The following is a 16,982-nucleotide window of genomic DNA, read 5'->3' as shown; positions in this document are numbered from 1 at the left end:
TCCCTGAATCACCTGCCGATTCGGCCAGTATAGCCATTGGCGGGCGGCTACGACAAAGGAGGGCGAGTGTGTATAATGCCCGCCGCAAAAGCGCACGAGGAATTATGCGATGACTGAATATAACGATGAGTACTGGATGCGTCAGGCATTGCAGCTGGCCCTGCGCGCGCAGGAAGAGGGCGAGGTGCCGGTGGGTGCGCTGCTGGTGCTGGACAATCAGGTCATCGGCGAGGGCTGGAACCGGCCGATCGGCCGCCACGATCCTACCGCACACGCCGAGATCATGGCGCTGCGCCAGGGCGGCGCGGTGTTGCAAAACTATCGCCTGCTGAACGCCACGCTGTACGTCACGCTGGAGCCCTGCGTGATGTGCGCCGGCGCGATGGTGCACAGCCGCATCCGCCGGTTGGTGTATGGCGCCGCCGACGAGAAAACCGGCGCGGCCGGTTCGCTGGTGGACATTTTGCGCCATCCGGGCATGAATCATCAGGTGGAGATCGTCTCAGGCGTGCTGGCGGACGAATGCGCCGCCACCCTGAGCAATTTCTTCCGCCTGCGCCGCGAACAGAAAAAAGCGCTCAGGCTGGCGCAGCGGGCGGCGGATAAGCCGGAATAATCAGTAGTTGAGCGCCAGTTCCGGCATCACCGTCGGGTAGCCTTTCCCCAACGCTTCCTGCTCGGCGGCCGCCTGCGCCGCCTTTCTCTCTTTTTCCTGCAGATAGCCCACCAGGCTGACCTGATAGCGGCGGATGTTTTCTACATAGTTGTAGGCTTCACGCCCGCGCGCATAGCCGTAGGTCAGCTGCGGGTAGTAGCGCTTTTGGCTGAGCATCGGCAGGCGCTGTTTGACGTCGACCCAGCTGTCCGGGTTGCCTTTTTGCGTCTTGGTCAGCTTGCGCGCGTCCAGCATATGGCCCCAACCCATGTTGTAGGCCGCCAGCGAGAACCAGATGCGCTCGTCTTCCGGCACGCTGTCCGGCACCTTGGCCATCAGCCGCTGCAGGTAAAGGGCGCCGCCCTGAATGCTCTCTTCCGGATCGAGGCGATCGTTGACCCCCAGGCCGTCGGCGGTGGCGCGGGTCAGCATCATCAGGCCGCGCACGCCGGTGGGAGAGGTGGCCTGCGGATTCCAGTGAGATTCCTGATAGGCGATGGCCGCCAGCAGCTTCCAGTCGATCTCGTTGGCGTGCTTCTCGAACAGCGGGCGGAAGTTGGGCAGCACCGAATCGATGGCCGACAGGAAGGTTTTGGTGTCCACATAGTCGAAGCTGCCGACGTGGCCGAGGTATTTCTCTTCCAGCCGCGCCAGGGTGCCGTCGTCCACCATCTGGCTGTAGAAGTCCAGCATCGCCGCGTACAGGCTGTCGTCGCCGTCGCGTTTCAGGTACCAGGTGACCGGTTCTTCGTCGGTGACGTCGAACGCCACCGCCAGCTGCGGATGGATGCGCTGCAGCAGCGCGATGGTCACCGAATCGCCGAGGGTGTAATCCAGCTTGCCGTCGGCCACCCGTTCCAGCAGCTCTTTGGAGGTGAGATCGCTGGAGGACTCCCAGGCGAGATCCGGGTATTTATCCTGCTTGAGCTGTTTTAGCGTGCTGACGTGCGCGGAACCGGAGGCGACTGCCAGCTTGCCTTTGATGTCGGCGAAGCTTTTCGGCCGCGCGGTGCCCAGCCGGTACACCAGCTGTTGGGAAACGGAGTAGTAGGCCGGGCCGGTGCGCGCGCGGCTGAGGCGCTCCTGATTGTAGATCAGGCCCGCCGCCAGCAGGTCGGCGTCGTCGTCGTCCAGATCGTCGAACAGGTCATTGATGTTCTGATGGGGGATCACCACCAGCTTCACCCCGAGGTAGTTGGCGAAGCGCTTGGCCAGTTCGTAGTCGAGCCCACCCGGCCCTTGCTTGGTGTTGAAATAGGTCAGCGGTGAATTCAGCGTGCTGATACGCAACTCGCCGCGGGAAATGATCTCCTGGAGTTGCCCACCCTGGCCGCTGCGCCAGGTGATGTTGGGCCACAGCGCGAGAGCCAGAAGCAGAGTGACAACGCCGATGAGGATGTAGTTTATTTTAAGACGTTTCAAATAGTTATCCAGTGGTGGCACAGGTACGCCGGCGACGACAACCGCGACTTTTCTCATGGTTAAATCACCAGTGCGGGGGGCATTTTGCGCAACAAAACGCCAGTGTGCAACTTTATTGACACGTTATGACAATTCGACGGTGCGGCATGCTTTTATCAATAATCCCTACGCAAACGGTTTCGTCGGCGCCGAGGATTCTCTATAATGACGCGCGTTTTCCCCTGTTGCGCCCAATGAAGCGTCTTATCCTTCGCTTCGAAGACGAGAGAACTTTGATTATGGAAATTCTGCGTGGTTCGCCCGCTTTATCGGCTTTTCGCATTACCAAACTGCTGTCCCGCTGCCAGGACGCTCACCTGCCCGTCAGTGATATCTACGCCGAGTACGTCCACTTTGCCGATGTCAGCGCACCGCTAAGTGCCGAAGAACACGCCAAGCTTCAGCGTCTGCTCAAGTACGGTCCTTCTCTCGCCGAACACGCTCCCGAAGGCCGGTTGTTGCTGGTTACGCCGCGTCCGGGCACCATTTCTCCCTGGTCTTCCAAAGCCACCGACATCGCCCACAACTGCGGCTTGCAACAGGTGCTGCGCCTGGAGCGCGGCCTGGCGTTCTACGTCAAGGCGCCCGAGCTGACGGAAACCCAGTGGCGCCAGCTCGCCGCACTGTTGCACGATCGCATGATGGAAACCGTCTTCAGCGAGCTGCAACAGGCTGAACAGCTGTTCGCGCACCATCAGCCGGCGCCGTATCAGTCGGTCGACGTGCTGGGCGCAGGGCGCGCTGCGCTGGAGCAAGCCAACGTCCGGCTCGGCCTGGCGCTGGCGCAGGACGAGATCGACTACCTGCTGAATGCCTTTACCGGTTTGGGGCGCAACCCGACGGATATCGAACTCTATATGTTCGCGCAGGCCAACTCTGAGCACTGCCGCCACAAGATTTTCAACGCCGACTGGATCATCGACGGCGAGCAGCAGCCTAAATCGCTGTTCAAGATGATCAAAAACACCTATGAGCAGACGCCGGACTACGTGCTGTCGGCGTATAAAGACAACGCCGCCGTGATGGAAGGTTCGCAGGTCGGCCGCTTCTTCGCCGCGCCGGAGAACGGCACGTACGATTATCATCAGGAAGACGCGCACATCCTGATGAAGGTGGAAACTCACAACCACCCGACGGCGATTTCGCCGTGGCCGGGCGCCGCGACCGGCTCCGGCGGCGAGATCCGCGACGAGGGCGCCACCGGCCGCGGCGCCAAGCCGAAGGCCGGCCTGGTGGGCTTCTCGGTGTCCAACCTGCGCATTCCCGGCTTTGAACAGCCGTGGGAGCAGGACTTCGGCAAACCGGAACGCATCGTCACCGCGCTGGACATCATGACCGAAGGCCCGCTGGGCGGCGCGGCGTTCAACAACGAATTCGGCCGTCCGGCGCTGCTGGGCTACTTCCGCACCTATGAAGAGCGCGTCAACAGCCATAACGGCGTCGAGCTGCGCGGCTACCATAAACCGATCATGCTGGCGGGCGGCATCGGCAACATCCGCGCCGATCACGTGCAGAAAGGGGAAATCACCGTCGGCGCCAAGCTGGTGGTGCTGGGCGGCCCGGCGATGAATATCGGCCTGGGCGGCGGCGCGGCGTCCTCGATGGCGTCCGGCCAGTCCGATGCCGATCTGGACTTCGCTTCGGTGCAGCGCGACAACCCGGAAATGGAACGCCGCTGTCAGGAAGTGATCGACCGCTGCTGGCAGCTGGGCGACCAGAACCCGATCCTGTTTATCCATGACGTCGGCGCCGGCGGCCTGTCCAACGCCATGCCGGAGCTGGTGAGCGACGGCGGCCGCGGTGGGCGCTTCGAGCTGCGCGATATCCTCAACGACGAGCCGGGCATGAGCCCGCTGGAAGTGTGGTGCAACGAATCGCAGGAACGTTACGTGATGGCGATCGCCCCGGCGCAGATGGCGCAGTTCGACGAGATCTGCCGCCGCGAGCGCGCGCCTTATGCGGTGATCGGTGAAGCGACCGAAGAGCAACATCTGACGCTGAACGACCGCCACTTCGACAACCAACCGATCGACATGCCGCTGGACGTGCTGCTCGGCAAAACGCCGAAGATGACCCGCGATGTCACCCGTCTGCAGGCGCAGGGCCAGGCGGTGCAGCGTGGGGACATCACGCTGGCCGACGCGGTGAAGCGCGTGCTGCATCTGCCGGCCGTCGCGGAGAAAACCTTCCTGATCACCATCGGCGACCGCACCGTCACCGGTATGGTGGCGCGTGACCAAATGGTCGGCCCTTGGCAGATCCCGGTGGCCGACTGCGCGGTCACCACCGCCAGCCTGGACAGCTATTACGGCGAGGCGATGTCGATCGGCGAACGCGCGCCGGTGGCGCTGCTGGACTTCGCCGCCTCCGGCCGCCTGGCGGTCGGGGAAGCGCTGACCAACCTGGCTGCCACGGAAATCGGCAGCCTGAAGCGCGTGAAGCTGTCCGCCAACTGGATGGCCGCCGCCGGCCACCCGGGTGAAGACGCCGGCCTGTACGAAGCGGTGAAAGCGGTGGGCGAAGAGCTGTGCCCGGCGCTGGGCATCACCATTCCGGTGGGCAAAGACTCCATGTCGATGAAAACCCGCTGGCAGGAAGGCGACGAACAGCGCGAAATGACCTCGCCGCTGTCGCTGGTCATCACCGCCTTCGCCCGCGTGGAAGACGTGCGCCACACCGTGACGCCGCAATTGCGCACCGATAAGGGCGACAGCGCGCTGCTGTTGATCGACCTGGGCAACGGCCATAACGCGCTGGGCGCCACCGCGCTGGCGCAGGTTTATCGCCAACTGGGCGACAAACCGGCCGATGTGCGCGATGTCGCGCAGCTGGCGGGCTTCTTCAACGCCATGCAGCAGCTGGTGGCCGATCGCGCGCTGCTGGCTTATCACGACCGCGCCGACGGCGGCCTGCTGGTGACGCTGGCGGAGATGGCCTTCGCCGGTCACTGCGGCGTAGAGGTTAACCTCGATGGCCTCGGCGACGATGCGCTGGCGGTGCTGTTCAACGAAGAGCTGGGCGCGGTGATCCAAGTGAGCGCCGAACGTCTCGACGAGGTGAAGCAGGCGTTCGCTCAGCATGGGCTGACCGACAACGTGCATCAGATCGGCAGCGCGCAGGCCGGCGATCGTTTCGTCATCAACCAACATGGCAAGGCGTTGTACAGCGAAAGCCGCAATACGCTGCGCACCTGGTGGGCGGAAACCACCTGGCAGATGCAGCGCCTGCGCGACAACCCGGCGTGCGCCGATCAGGAACATCAGGCCAAGCAGGATGAACAAGATCCCGGCCTGAACGTGAAGCTGACCTTCGCACCCGAGGAAGACATCGCCGCGCCGTACATCGCCAAGGGCGCTCGCCCGAAAGTGGCGGTGTTGCGCGAGCAGGGGGTGAACTCCCACGTTGAAATGGCGGCGGCGTTCCACCGCGCCGGCTTTGACGCCGTGGACGTGCACATGAGCGATCTGCTGGCCGGGCGCCGCGATCTGCAGGACTTCCACACGCTGGTGGCCTGCGGCGGCTTCTCTTACGGCGACGTCCTGGGCGCCGGTGAAGGCTGGGCGAAGTCTATCCTGTTCAATGAGCGGGTGCGCGACGAGTTTGAAGCGTTCTTCCACCGTCCGCAGACGCTGGCGCTGGGCGTATGCAACGGCTGCCAGATGATGTCCAACCTGCGTGAGCTGATCCCGGGGGCCGAACACTGGCCGCGCTTCGTGCGCAACCTGTCGGATCGCTTCGAGGCGCGCTTCAGCCTGGTGGAAGTGGCGGCCAGCCCGTCGCTGTTCCTGCAGGGCATGACCGGTTCGCGCATGCCGATCGCCGTTTCCCACGGTGAAGGGCACGTCGAAGTGCGCGATGCGGCGCATCTGGCGGCGCTGGAAAGCCATGGTCTGGTGGCGCTGCGTTTCGTCAACAACGCCGGTCAGGTGACGGAAGCTTACCCGGCTAACCCGAACGGTTCGCCGAATGGCATCACCGCCGTGACCAGCGCCAACGGGCGCGCCACGGTGATGATGCCGCACCCGGAGCGCGTGTTCCGCACCGTCAGCAACTCCTGGCACCCGGAAGAGTGGGGCGAGGACAGCCCGTGGATGCGTATGTTCCGCAACGCCCGTAAGCAGCTGGGCTAAAAACGGTCACCACCGTACAGAGGGCGCAAGCAATTGCGCCCTTTTTTATGGCCGGCGTTCGCCGTCTGGCGGCAGTGTCTGCATTTTGCGACAAGCGCCATTTTCCCTGTCGCCAAATGGAGACGTTTAACTTGTTGATTTTATTGTTGGTAAGCAGGTTTGACTTTAGTTGTCTGCATTTGGCGACAGCACGGCGTTTTTTTCATCGCTCATCAGTGCGTAATGGGTGGGTGAATTTGCTTGTGTAATTTTATTTTCAAATAAAATCATTGTGTTATTATTTTTATTGCAAAATTGGCACGCTACGTGCATTATTCTCAGCGGCTGCTCATTCACCTTTTTATGACGGCGCCGTAATTAGACGGCAAATCGCCTCATAAGCCTCCGAATGATGCCAAAGAAATGGTGCCTATCGTCCAACCAAACCGATAACAGACCGCGCAAGCGGCTTTATCAAGCATCGGGCGACACGTGGAGTGAGGCACCGCCTGTATCCAACTGTGATGAAGGGTTCATCAATCCTGGATACTTACGGATGCTATTCGTCCTGTTCGATGCCAGCCGCTGCGCTACATCACCCTGGGGACGAGGTTTAAGGGCATCCACACTTTCCTTGCGTTGGGGCAAGTTTCTTGCCCCGGCGTCAATTCTCAACGCTGCGCTTATGCCCGTTTCGTTGCCTATGCCCTCGAACGCAGACGCTATCCCCACACGCTCGTTTTCGCACCGGTTGATGTTACCGGGGCCGCATGCCGTCGGCAGGCCAGGCCTATGGGCGCGCTTCGCCGATCCCGCGGCTTTTTCCTTGCGCGTTCAGGATTCTCCCCTGCCGGGCTTTTCTCTTTCCGGCGAGTCAGTTAGCATCGTGACAGAGCTGAGAGAATGAGATGATTTCGTTGAAAAAATGGCGTTTATTCCCCCGTTCGCTGCGGCAATTGGTGCTGCTGGCCTTCCTGTTGGTGCTGCTGCCGCTGTTGGTGCTGGCCTATCAAGCCTACCAGAGCCTGGATCACCTCAGCGCGCAGGCGGCGGACATCAACCGCACCACGCTGGTGGACGCGCGGCGCAGCGAGGCGATGACCAGCGTGGCGCTGGAGATGGAGCGCAGCTATCGTCAGTACTGCGTGCTGGTCGATCCTACGCTGCAGAAGCTGTACCAGAACCAGCGCAAACAGTATTCGCAGATGCTGGACGCCCACGCGCCGATCCTGCCGGACGAACGTTATTACCAAACGCTGCGTCAGTTGCTGACCCAGTTGGCGGCGATCAAATGCCATAACAGCGGGCCGGACCAAGAGGCCTCGGCCCTGCTCGAGTCGTTCTCGCGATCCAATGCCGAAATGGTGCAGGCCACGCGCGCGGTGGTGTTTTCACGCGGCCAGCAGCTGCAGCAGGCCATCGCCGAGCGCGGTCAGTTCTTCGGCTGGCAGGCGCTGCTGTTGTTCCTGGTCAGCGTGCTGCTGGTGGTGCTGTTCACCCGCATGATCATCGGGCCGGTCAAGGCCGTGGAACGGATGATCAATCGCCTGGGGGAAGGGCGCGCGCTGGGCAGCACCGCGTCGTTTAAAGGGCCGCGCGAGCTGCGTTCGCTGGCGCAGCGCATCATCTGGCTGAGCGAACGGTTGGCGTGGCTGGAGTCGCAGCGCCACGAGTTCTTGCGCCATATCTCGCACGAGTTGAAAACGCCGCTGGCCAGCATGCGTGAAGGCACCGAACTGCTGGCCGACGAGGTGGCGGGGCCGCTGACCTCCGATCAAAAAGAGGTGGTGGCGATCCTCGACAACAGCAGCCGCCACCTGCAGCAGCTGATTGAACAACTGCTGGATTACAACCGCAAACTGGCCGACGGCCCGGCGGAACACGAGAACGTCGAGCTGCGCGAGATGGTCGATTTGGTGGTCGCCGCGCACAGTTTGCCGGCGCGGGCGAAGATGATTTCCACCGAAATCGCGCTGGAGGCGGAAATCTGCTGGGCAGAGCCTACGCTATTAATGCGCGTGCTGGATAATCTCTACTCCAATGCGGTGCACTACGGCAAGGAATCCGGTAACATTTGGATCCGCAGCCGTCAGGTTGGACAACGGGTGCAAATCGACGTCGCCAATACCGGCACGCCGATCCCCGAGGCTGAAAGAGCCATGATTTTCGAGCCTTTTTTCCAGGGTAGTCACCAGCGAAAAGGGGCGGTAAAAGGAAGCGGACTGGGGTTGAGCATCGCTCAGGACTGTATCCGTCGCATGCGCGGTGAGCTGCAACTGGCGACGGTCGCCGGTGCAGACGTCTGCTTCCGCATTGAACTGCCGTTAACCGCCGAGAATGAATAAATAATGTACACATGGTCTAAACGCCTTCGTCTTTCACAGACCGAACGTTCACCGCGTGCCACGCACAGAGCGCCGCTCGGCAAACGCCCGATCAGCTGGTTGGGCGCCGTTTTCTTTATGCCGCTGTTGCTGGCGGGCTGCGTCGATCGCGCGGTCAGCGGCGGCCTGAGCGCTCAGCAGCAAGAGGCGATCCCGGATACCAAGGTGATCGATTACCGCACCGCGGCCTGCGATACCCTGTGGCAGTTGGACGACAAGGACGCGATGGATAACGCGCTCTACTGGCTGCGTGCGATGGACTGCGCCGATCGCATCGGCTCAACCCAGGCGCGCGCGCTGGCGAAAACGGTGCCTGGCGACAGCTGGTCCGGCGTTTTCAAACAGAGCATTCTGCTGGGGAGCGCACAGCCGACCTCCGGCGAACGTCGCCAGATGCTCGACAGGATCAACAGTTACCGGATGGAGTTCCCCGGTTCGCTGCGTCCACTGACGCAGCTGTGGCGCCAGCAGCAGATGCTGCAGATCACGCTGTTCGATGAGAAAGCGCGTTATCAGCATCTGCAGGAAAGCAGCGACAGCCAGATCGATTCACTGCGCCAGAGCCAGGCGCGCTTGCAATCGCAGCTGCAGGACACCTCGCGCAAGCTGGAAAACCTGACCGACATCGAGCGCCAGCTCTCATCGCGCAAGCAGTTGCAAGGGGAAATACCGGACAGCGGCGCGGGCTCGCAAAAGGGCGAAGCCGCCGGTAAAAACGGCGCGGCCGCGAAAGGGGCTGAGCCGCAGGACGAACCGGAAAAGGGCACTGCGCTGCCGGTTGAACCGGAAGACACCTATACGCCGCACCCTGCCAATAAGGAGTCCCACGCGCAATGACCGCACGCAAACCGGCCAACCTGTTATTGGTTGACGACGATCCCAGCCTGCTGAAGCTGCTGGGCATGCGCCTGACCAGCGAAGGTTTTCACGTCACCACCGCCGAAAGCGGCCAGGAAGCGCTGCGCCTGCTGGCGCGCGAACAGATCGATCTGGTGATCAGCGATCTGCGCATGGATGAGATGGACGGCATGGCGCTGTTCGCCGAGATCCAAAAACATCAGCCGGGCATGCCGGTGATCATTCTCACCGCGCACGGTTCGATTCCCGATGCGGTGGCCGCTACCCAACAGGGGGTGTTCAGCTTTCTCACCAAACCGGTGGATCGCGATGCGCTGTACAAGGCCATCGACGAGGCGCTCGCGCTGTCGGCCAGCCCGGCCGGCGACGATGCCTGGCGGGAAGACATCGTCACCCGCAGCCCGTTGATGCTGCGCCTGCTGGAGCAGGTGAAAATGGTGGCGCAGTCGGACGTCAGCGTATTGATCAACGGCCAGAGCGGCACCGGTAAAGAGGTGGTGGCGCAGGCGATCCACGCGGCCAGCCCGCGCGCCAGCAAGGCGTTCATCGCCATCAACTGCGGCGCGCTGCCGGAGCAGCTGCTGGAGTCCGAACTGTTCGGCCACGCCAAGGGCGCCTTTACCGGCGCGGTCAGCAGCCGCGAAGGGCTGTTCCAGGCGGCGGCGGGCGGCACGCTGTTCCTCGACGAGATCGGCGATATGCCGCTGTCGCTGCAGGTGAAGCTGCTGCGCGTGCTGCAGGAACGCAAGGTGCGGCCGCTGGGCAGCAACCGCGATCTGGACATTGACGTGCGCATCATCTCCGCCACCCACCGCGATCTGCAAAAGGCGATGGCGAAGAACGAGTTCCGCGAGGATCTCTACTACCGCCTCAACGTGGTGAACCTGAAGATCCCGGCGCTCAACGAGCGCGCCGAAGATATCCCGCTGCTGGCCAATCACCTGTTGCGCGAAGCGGCTCAGCGGCACAAGCCGTTCGTGCGCAGCTTCTCGACCGACGCCATGAAGCGGCTGATGACCGCCAGCTGGCCGGGCAACGTGCGTCAGCTGGTCAACGTCATCGAGCAGTGCGTGGCGCTGACCTCGGCGCCGGTGATCAGCGAAGCGTTGGTGGAGCAGGCGCTGGAAGGGGAAAACACCGCGCTGCCGACTTTCGCCGAAGCGCGCAACCAGTTTGAGTTGCACTATCTGCGCAAGCTGCTGCAGATCACCAAGGGCAACGTGACCCAGGCCGCGCGCATGGCGGGCCGCAACCGCACCGAGTTTTACAAATTGCTGTCGCGCCACGAGCTGGACGCCAACGATTTTAAAGAATGACAGTTTCCCGCCGGCGCCTGCCACGCAGGTTCTCAACAAATCCGGCGGAATGATTTACACTCCGTTCTCTTTGCCGCGGCGCGCCCCGGCGTAGAGCACCATGGAACGTATTAAGCGGGATCGTACACAAATGAGCAGATCACTTTCCATCGCCCTGGCCCAGTTGAACCTGCTGGTCGGCGACATTGAAGGCAACACCGAACGCATGTTGCAAATCGTGCAGGAGCAGCAGAAGGCGGGAGCCGATCTGGTCATGTTCAGCGAACTGGCGCTGTCCGGCTACCCGCCGGAAGACCTGCTGTATCGCAATGATTTCTATGAGCGCTGTGATGCGCAGCTGCTGCGCCTGCAGCTGGCTTCCGCCGAGACGGCGATCCTGGTCGGCCACCCGTGGCGCGAAGGCGACAAGCTGTACAACGCGCTGTCGCTGTTCGCCGAAGGCCGCCTGCTGACCCGCTACTTCAAGCAGCAGCTGCCGAACTACGGCGTGTTCGATGAGAAGCGCTATTTCCACGCCGGCAACGACACCTGCGTGGTGCAATTGAAAGGCTACCGTCTGGGGCTGCTGATCTGCGAAGATCTGTGGTTCCCTGAGCCGATCGACGCCGCCAAGGCGGCCGGCGCGGAGATTATCCTGTCGATCAACGCCTCGCCGTATAATCGCGAAAAACCGTATATCCGCAAAACGCTGATGGCCGGCCACTGCCAGCGCACTCAGCTGCCGCTGGTGTACCTCAACCAGGTCGGCGGCCAGGATGAGCTGATCTTCGACGGCTGCTCCAAGGTCTTCGACGCCGCCGGCACCATGACTCACCGTCTGGCGGCCTTCGACGAGCAGGTGACCCGCCTGGAATTCAACGAGCTGGATGTGGTGCCGATGGCCGATCCGGCCGCCGAACTGCCGCAGCTGGCGCAGGTGTACCAGGCGCTGGTGCTGGCGGTGCGCGACTACGTGACCAAAAACGGCTTTAAAGGCGCGGTGCTGGGGCTGTCCGGCGGCATCGACTCGGCGCTGACGCTGGCGATCGCCGTGGATGCGTTGGGCAAAGACAAGGTGCAGGCGCTGATGATGCCATTCCGCTACACCGCGGATATCAGCATCGCCGACGCCAAGGAAGAGGCGGAAATCCTCGGCGTGGAGTTCGATATTGTCTCCATCGAACCGATGTTCGACGCCTTTATGGGCCAGCTGTCGCCGATGTTCGCCGGCACCGAGCGCGACACCACCGAAGAGAACCTGCAGGCGCGTTGCCGCGGGGTGGTGCTGATGGCGCTGTCCAACAAACGCCGCAGCATCGTGCTGACCACCGGCAACAAGAGCGAAATGGCGGTGGGTTACGCCACGCTGTACGGCGATATGGCCGGCGGTTTCGACGTGCTGAAGGACGTGCCGAAAACGCTGGTGTTCAAGCTGTCTGAATACCGTAACACCGTCTCCTACGTGATCCCGCAGCGGGTGATCGATCGCCCGCCGTCCGCCGAGCTGGCGCCGGATCAGGTCGATCAGGACAGCCTGCCGCCGTACGATATCCTGGATGCGATCCTGGAAGGTTACGTCGAGCGCGACAAGTCGGTCGCCGATCTGGTGGCCGAAGGCTTCGATGAAGCGATCGTGCGCAAGGTGATCCGCCTGGTGGACATCAACGAATACAAGCGGCGTCAGGCCGCCGTCGGGCCGCGCATCACCGCCCGTAACTTCGGCAAAGACCGCCGCTACCCCATCACATCCGGTTTTGGCCGCAAAAATTGGTAAAAGGAAAGAAGATGAAAAAGATCGACGCGATTATCAAGCCGTTCAAACTGGATGACGTCCGCGAAGCGCTGGCCGAAGTGGGCATCACCGGCATGACGGTCACCGAAGTCAAAGGCTTCGGCCGCCAGAAGGGCCACACTGAGCTGTACCGCGGCGCCGAATACATGGTCGATTTTCTGCCTAAGGTGAAGATCGAGATCGTGGTTGCCGACGACATCGTCGACACCTGCGTGGAAACCATTATGCAAACCGCGCAGACCGGCAAGATCGGCGACGGCAAAATCTTCGTCTTCGACGTGGCGCGCGTGGTGCGTATCCGTACCGGCGAGCAGGACGAAGAAGCGATCTGATCCTCCGCAGGATCATCGGCCATCAGGGCGCAGCATGCTGCGCCCTTGTCATTTCTGCTCCCCGTACATCACACTTCTTCGCCTCGCCGTTTCCCCCATTTTTGCCTGCGGGCATTCTAAAAAAGCGAACGCTATCGCGTTTTTGACACTTTTCCCGATCGCTTTTCTCGCGGGATCTACAATCAATCTAACTATCTTGATTGAGGTGATCCCCAATGAATTTCAAGTTGCGGCTAGGCGGCAAGGGCGTGCATCCCCAGGAGCTTACTCAAGTAAGTGACTGGGGTAAGCGCACGCAGACAACAACGCAGCGGCTTGAAAGGCGATGGGGATGATGACGTTACGCCAAATCCGCCACTTCATCGCCGTGGCGGAAACCGGGTCGATCTCCGCCGGCGCCCAGGCGGTGTTTGTCTCCCAGTCTTCGCTGACGCTGGCGATCCAGCAGCTGGAAACCGAGATCGGCGTGCGGCTGTTCGATCGCCACGCCAAGGGCATGACGCTGACCCATCAGGGGCACCAGTTTTTGCGCCAGTCGTATCTGATCCTGGCGACGGTGGACAACGCCAAGCGCAGCCTGCAGATCGGCACCGAAAGCCTGACCGGCAAGCTGACTATCGGCGTCACCAGCCTGGTGGCCGGTTACTTCCTGGTGGAACTGCTCACGCGCTTTAAATCGGCTTATCCCAATGTCACCGTGCAGGTGGTTGAAGACGAACGCCCGTACATCGAGCATCTGCTGGTCAGCGGCGAGATCGACATCGGCGTGCTGATCTTGTCGAATATCGAGGACCGCGACGCGCTGCAGACCGAGGTGCTGATGCACTCGCCGTATCGCCTGTGGCTGCCGCCGCTGCACCCGCTGCTGGAGCACGAGAGCATCAGCCTGGCGGACGTAGCCAAACAGCCGCTGATCCAGCTCAACGCCGATGAAATGGACGTGCACGCGCGGCGCATCTGGGCGCGCGCCGGGCTGAAGCCGGAGATCGCCATGAAGACCGCCTCGACCGAGGCGGTGCGCAGCCTGGTGGCGGCGGGGATGGGAGTCTCCATCCAACCGGACATGGCGTACCGCGCCTGGTCGCTGGAGGGCAACATGATCGAGGCGCGCAAGCTGGACGATCTGCTGGAGCCGCTGGATATCGGGTTGGCATGGCGGCGCGGCAGCGCGCGGCCGGAGCTGGTGACGCCGTTCCTCACCATCGCGCGCGAGAACGGCAGCAAACATGCCGCCGGGCTTAAGCATTCGATTTAATCGAACGCGTCGTTCAGTATTTAGAATTTGTTGCCCGCCAGAGGCTCGCTTAGGCTGATTAAAACTAACTTATTCACATTTAGTTAACGTTTTTGTCACTTAGGGGCGTCAGGCGATGGCGGATGTGCAGGTTCTCTCAGGTTTGTCCTGTCAGCAGTTCATTAACGGTCAGCTTATCGACGGCGAAGGCCAGCAGGAGTGCATCGTCAATCCGGCTAACGGCGAGACGCTGATCGCCCTGACCGAAGCCTCTGCGGCGCAGGTCGGCAGCGCGGTGAAAGCCGCGCAGCAGGCGTTTGGCCATTGGTCGCGCACTACGCCGGCCCAGCGCGCCACGCTGTTGCTGCGCATCGCCGACGCCATCGAGCGGCAGGCGCCGCAGCTGGCGCAGCTGGAAGCCCTCAACTGCGGCAAACCGCTGCATCAGGCGCTCAATGACGATCTGCCGGCGGCGGTCGACGTGTTCCGCTTCTTCGCCGGCGCAGTGCGCACGCAGCAAGGGCAACTGGCCGGCGAGTATGTGCCGGGCCACACCTCGATGATCCGCCGCGATCCCATTGGCGTGGTGGCCTCGATCGCCCCCTGGAACTATCCGCTGATGATGGCGGCGTGGAAGATCGCGCCGGCGTTGGCGGCGGGCAATACCGTGGTGTTCAAACCGTCCGAACATACGCCGCTGACCATTTTGGCGTTGGTGCCGGCGCTGCAGGAGATCCTGCCGCCGGGCGTGCTGAACATCGTCTACGGCGGCGGTGAAGGGGTCGGCAGCCAGCTGGTGGGGCACCCGCAGGTGCGGCTGGTGTCGGTCACCGGCGATATCGTCACCGGGCAAAAAATCCTCCAGGCGGCGGCCAAAAGCGTCAAGCGCACCCATCTGGAGCTGGGGGGCAAGGCGCCGGTGATCGTTTGCGACGACGCCGATCTCGACGAGGTGGTCAACGGCATTCGCACCTACGGCTATTACAACGCCGGCCAGGACTGCACCGCCGCCTGCCGCATCTACGCGCAGGCCGGCATCTATCCCAAACTGGTGGATGCGCTGGGCGAAGCGGTCGCCAGCCTGCGCTTTGCCCGCAAGCGCGATCAGGACAACGAGATCGGCCCGTTGATAAGTGCCCGTCAGCGCGATCGCGTCGCCAGCTTTGTCGAGCGGGCGCTCAGCCAACCGCATATCGAATTGATCACCGGTGCCGCGGCGCACTCCGGGCCGGGGTTCTACTACCAGCCGACCCTGCTGGCGGGTTGCCTGCAAAGCGACGAGATCGTGCAGCGCGAGGTGTTCGGCCCGGTGGTCAGCGTCACGCGCTTCGAACACCTGGAGCAGGCGGTCGCGTGGGCCAACGACTCGGAATACGGGCTGGCCTCGTCGGTGTGGACGCAAAATATCGATCGGGCGCTGCACATTGCCGCCCATCTGCAGTACGGCAGCACCTGGATCAACACTCATTTCACCTTGGCGAGCGAAATGCCGCACGGCGGCCTGAAACGCTCCGGCTACGGCAAGGATCTGTCCAGCGATTCGCTGCAGGATTACAGCGTTGTCAGGCACGTAATGGCGAAGTTCAAAGCCGGCTTCTAACGGTTATATCAAGAAAAATCAGGCGGCAGCCGTTCCCTGCCGCATACCGATAAGCAACACAGGGGTAATTACGATGGGAAAAACTACCGCAGTCACCACCACCGTCTCCGCGCTCTGCCTCACCGTGCTGTGCGGCCTGGCCCAGGCGGCCGATCTGCCGCAGTCGCTGGGCAAAGGCGAAGGCCGGTTGGACATCATCGCCTGGCCCGGCTACATCGAACGCGGCCAGTCCGACAAAAACTACGACTGGGTCACCCAGTTTGAGAAGCAAACCGGCTGCGCGGTGAACGTGAAGACCGCCGCCACCTCCGATGAAATGGTCAGCCTGATGGCCAAGGGCGGCTACGATCTGGTGACCGCCTCCGGCGACGCCTCGCTGCGCCTGATCTTCGGCAAGCGGGTGCAGCCGATCAATACCGCGCTGATCCCTAACTGGAAGAACATCGATCCGCGCCTGCTGAACGGCGCCTGGTACACCGTGGACGGCAAAACCTACGGCACGCCGTACCAGTGGGGGCCGAACCTGCTGATGTACAACACCAAAACCTTCCCGACGCCGCCGGACAGCTGGGCGGTGATCTTCCAGCAGCAGAACCTGCCGGACGGCAAGAGCAACCAGGGCCGGGTGCAGGCTTACGACGGCCCGATCTACATCGCCGACGCGGCGCTGTTCCTGAAGGCCACCCAGCCGCAGCTCGGCATCAGCGATCCTTACCAGCTCAACGAAGAGCAGTATCAGGCGGCGCTGAAGCTGCTGCGCAGCCAGCACGCGCTGATCCACCGCTACTGGCACGATACCTCGGTGCAGATGAGCGACTTTAAAAACGAAGGCGTGGTGGCCTCCAGCGCCTGGCCGTATCAGGCCAACGCCCTGAAGGGCGAAGGGCAGCCGATCGCCACCGTGTTCCCGAAAGAGGGCGTGACCGGCTGGGCGGACACCACCATGCTGCATGCCGACGCCAAACACCCGAGCTGCGCCTACCAGTGGATGAACTGGTCGCTGGAGCCGAAGGTGCAGGGCGATGTGGCGGCCTGGTTCGGGTCGGTGCCGGCTTCACCGGCGGGCTGCAAGGCCAGCGCGCTGCTGGGTGAGAAGGGTTGTGAAACCAACGGTTTCAACCAGTTCGACAAAATCGCCTTCTGGAAAACGCCGCAGGCGCAGGGCGGCAAGTTCGTGCCGTACAGCCGCTGGACCCAGGACTACATCGCCATCATGGGCGGCCGCTAAGCCGCGGGGCGCAGCCCGCTGCGCCCGAATTACA

The 16,982-nt window shown here is 62.3% G+C and carries 11 protein-coding genes; 10 read left to right on the top strand and 1 reads right to left on the bottom strand.

Features of this window, described 5'->3' with window-relative positions:
* The first annotated feature begins 109 nt into the window (after positions 1-109).
* The gene (tadA, locus tag ACJ8OK_RS16265) at positions 110-616 is read left to right on the top strand and encodes a tRNA adenosine(34) deaminase TadA (RefSeq protein WP_015378796.1); all 507 of its coding nucleotides are present in this window, start codon (positions 110-112) and stop codon (positions 614-616) included.
* On the opposite strand, the gene mltF is transcribed toward tadA, so the two are convergent.
* Complete coding sequence (gene mltF, locus ACJ8OK_RS16260) at positions 617-2,077, bottom strand: membrane-bound lytic murein transglycosylase MltF (RefSeq protein ID WP_019452327.1); 1,461 nt, start codon at positions 2,075-2,077, stop codon at positions 617-619.
* A 278-nt stretch (positions 2,078-2,355) separates the two neighbouring features.
* Here mltF and purL point away from each other — a divergent pair, with 278 nt between their 5' ends.
* The 9 genes from purL to ydcS all read left to right on the top strand — a co-directional run bounded on the left by purL (position 2,356) and on the right by ydcS (position 16,948).
* Positions 2,356-6,246 (top strand): phosphoribosylformylglycinamidine synthase, encoded by a 3,891-nt coding sequence (purL, locus tag ACJ8OK_RS16255; RefSeq protein ID WP_033633600.1) that lies wholly within the window; start codon positions 2,356-2,358, stop codon positions 6,244-6,246.
* An 887-nt stretch (positions 6,247-7,133) separates the two neighbouring features.
* On the top strand, positions 7,134-8,570 hold the full coding sequence (locus ACJ8OK_RS16250) for a sensor histidine kinase (RefSeq protein ID WP_004941357.1): 1,437 nt from the start codon (positions 7,134-7,136) through the stop codon (positions 8,568-8,570).
* 3 nt (positions 8,571-8,573) lie between these two features.
* Positions 8,574-9,446 (top strand): two-component system QseEF-associated lipoprotein QseG, encoded by an 873-nt coding sequence (qseG, locus tag ACJ8OK_RS16245; protein ID WP_082997531.1) that lies wholly within the window; start codon positions 8,574-8,576, stop codon positions 9,444-9,446.
* Positions 9,443-10,783, top strand: coding sequence for a two-component system response regulator GlrR (gene glrR / locus ACJ8OK_RS16240; RefSeq protein ID WP_004941361.1), 1,341 nt, complete (start codon positions 9,443-9,445; stop codon positions 10,781-10,783). Before qseG ends, glrR begins: the two co-directional genes overlap by 4 nt.
* A 130-nt stretch (positions 10,784-10,913) precedes the next feature.
* Positions 10,914-12,536: an NAD+ synthase gene (locus ACJ8OK_RS16235; protein ID WP_082997532.1), complete on the top strand. Its 1,623-nt coding sequence runs from the start codon at positions 10,914-10,916 to the stop codon at positions 12,534-12,536.
* Positions 12,537-12,547: 11 nt separating this feature from the next.
* Complete coding sequence (gene glnB, locus ACJ8OK_RS16230; protein ID WP_004847623.1) at positions 12,548-12,886, top strand: nitrogen regulatory protein P-II; 339 nt, start codon at positions 12,548-12,550, stop codon at positions 12,884-12,886.
* Between the two features lie 331 nt (positions 12,887-13,217).
* A complete protein-coding gene (locus ACJ8OK_RS16225; RefSeq protein ID WP_015378793.1) occupies positions 13,218-14,141 on the top strand; it encodes a LysR substrate-binding domain-containing protein in 924 nt (307 codons plus the stop codon).
* A gap of 115 nt (positions 14,142-14,256) precedes the next feature.
* The gene (locus tag ACJ8OK_RS16220; RefSeq protein ID WP_033639607.1) at positions 14,257-15,720 is read left to right on the top strand and encodes a gamma-aminobutyraldehyde dehydrogenase; all 1,464 of its coding nucleotides are present in this window, start codon (positions 14,257-14,259) and stop codon (positions 15,718-15,720) included.
* Positions 15,721-15,793: 73 nt separating this feature from the next.
* On the top strand, positions 15,794-16,948 hold the full coding sequence (ydcS, locus tag ACJ8OK_RS16215; RefSeq protein WP_019452335.1) for a putative ABC transporter substrate-binding protein YdcS: 1,155 nt from the start codon (positions 15,794-15,796) through the stop codon (positions 16,946-16,948).
* The last annotated feature ends 34 nt before the right edge of the window (positions 16,949-16,982 follow it).

This window comes from Serratia sp. CY71090 (genome assembly GCF_052166845.1).
In the GTDB taxonomy this organism is placed as follows: Bacteria; Pseudomonadota; Gammaproteobacteria; order Enterobacterales; family Enterobacteriaceae; genus Serratia; species Serratia nematodiphila.
The sequence above is the reverse complement of the archived record's forward strand: the minus strand, read 5'-3'. Positions and strand labels throughout refer to the sequence as shown.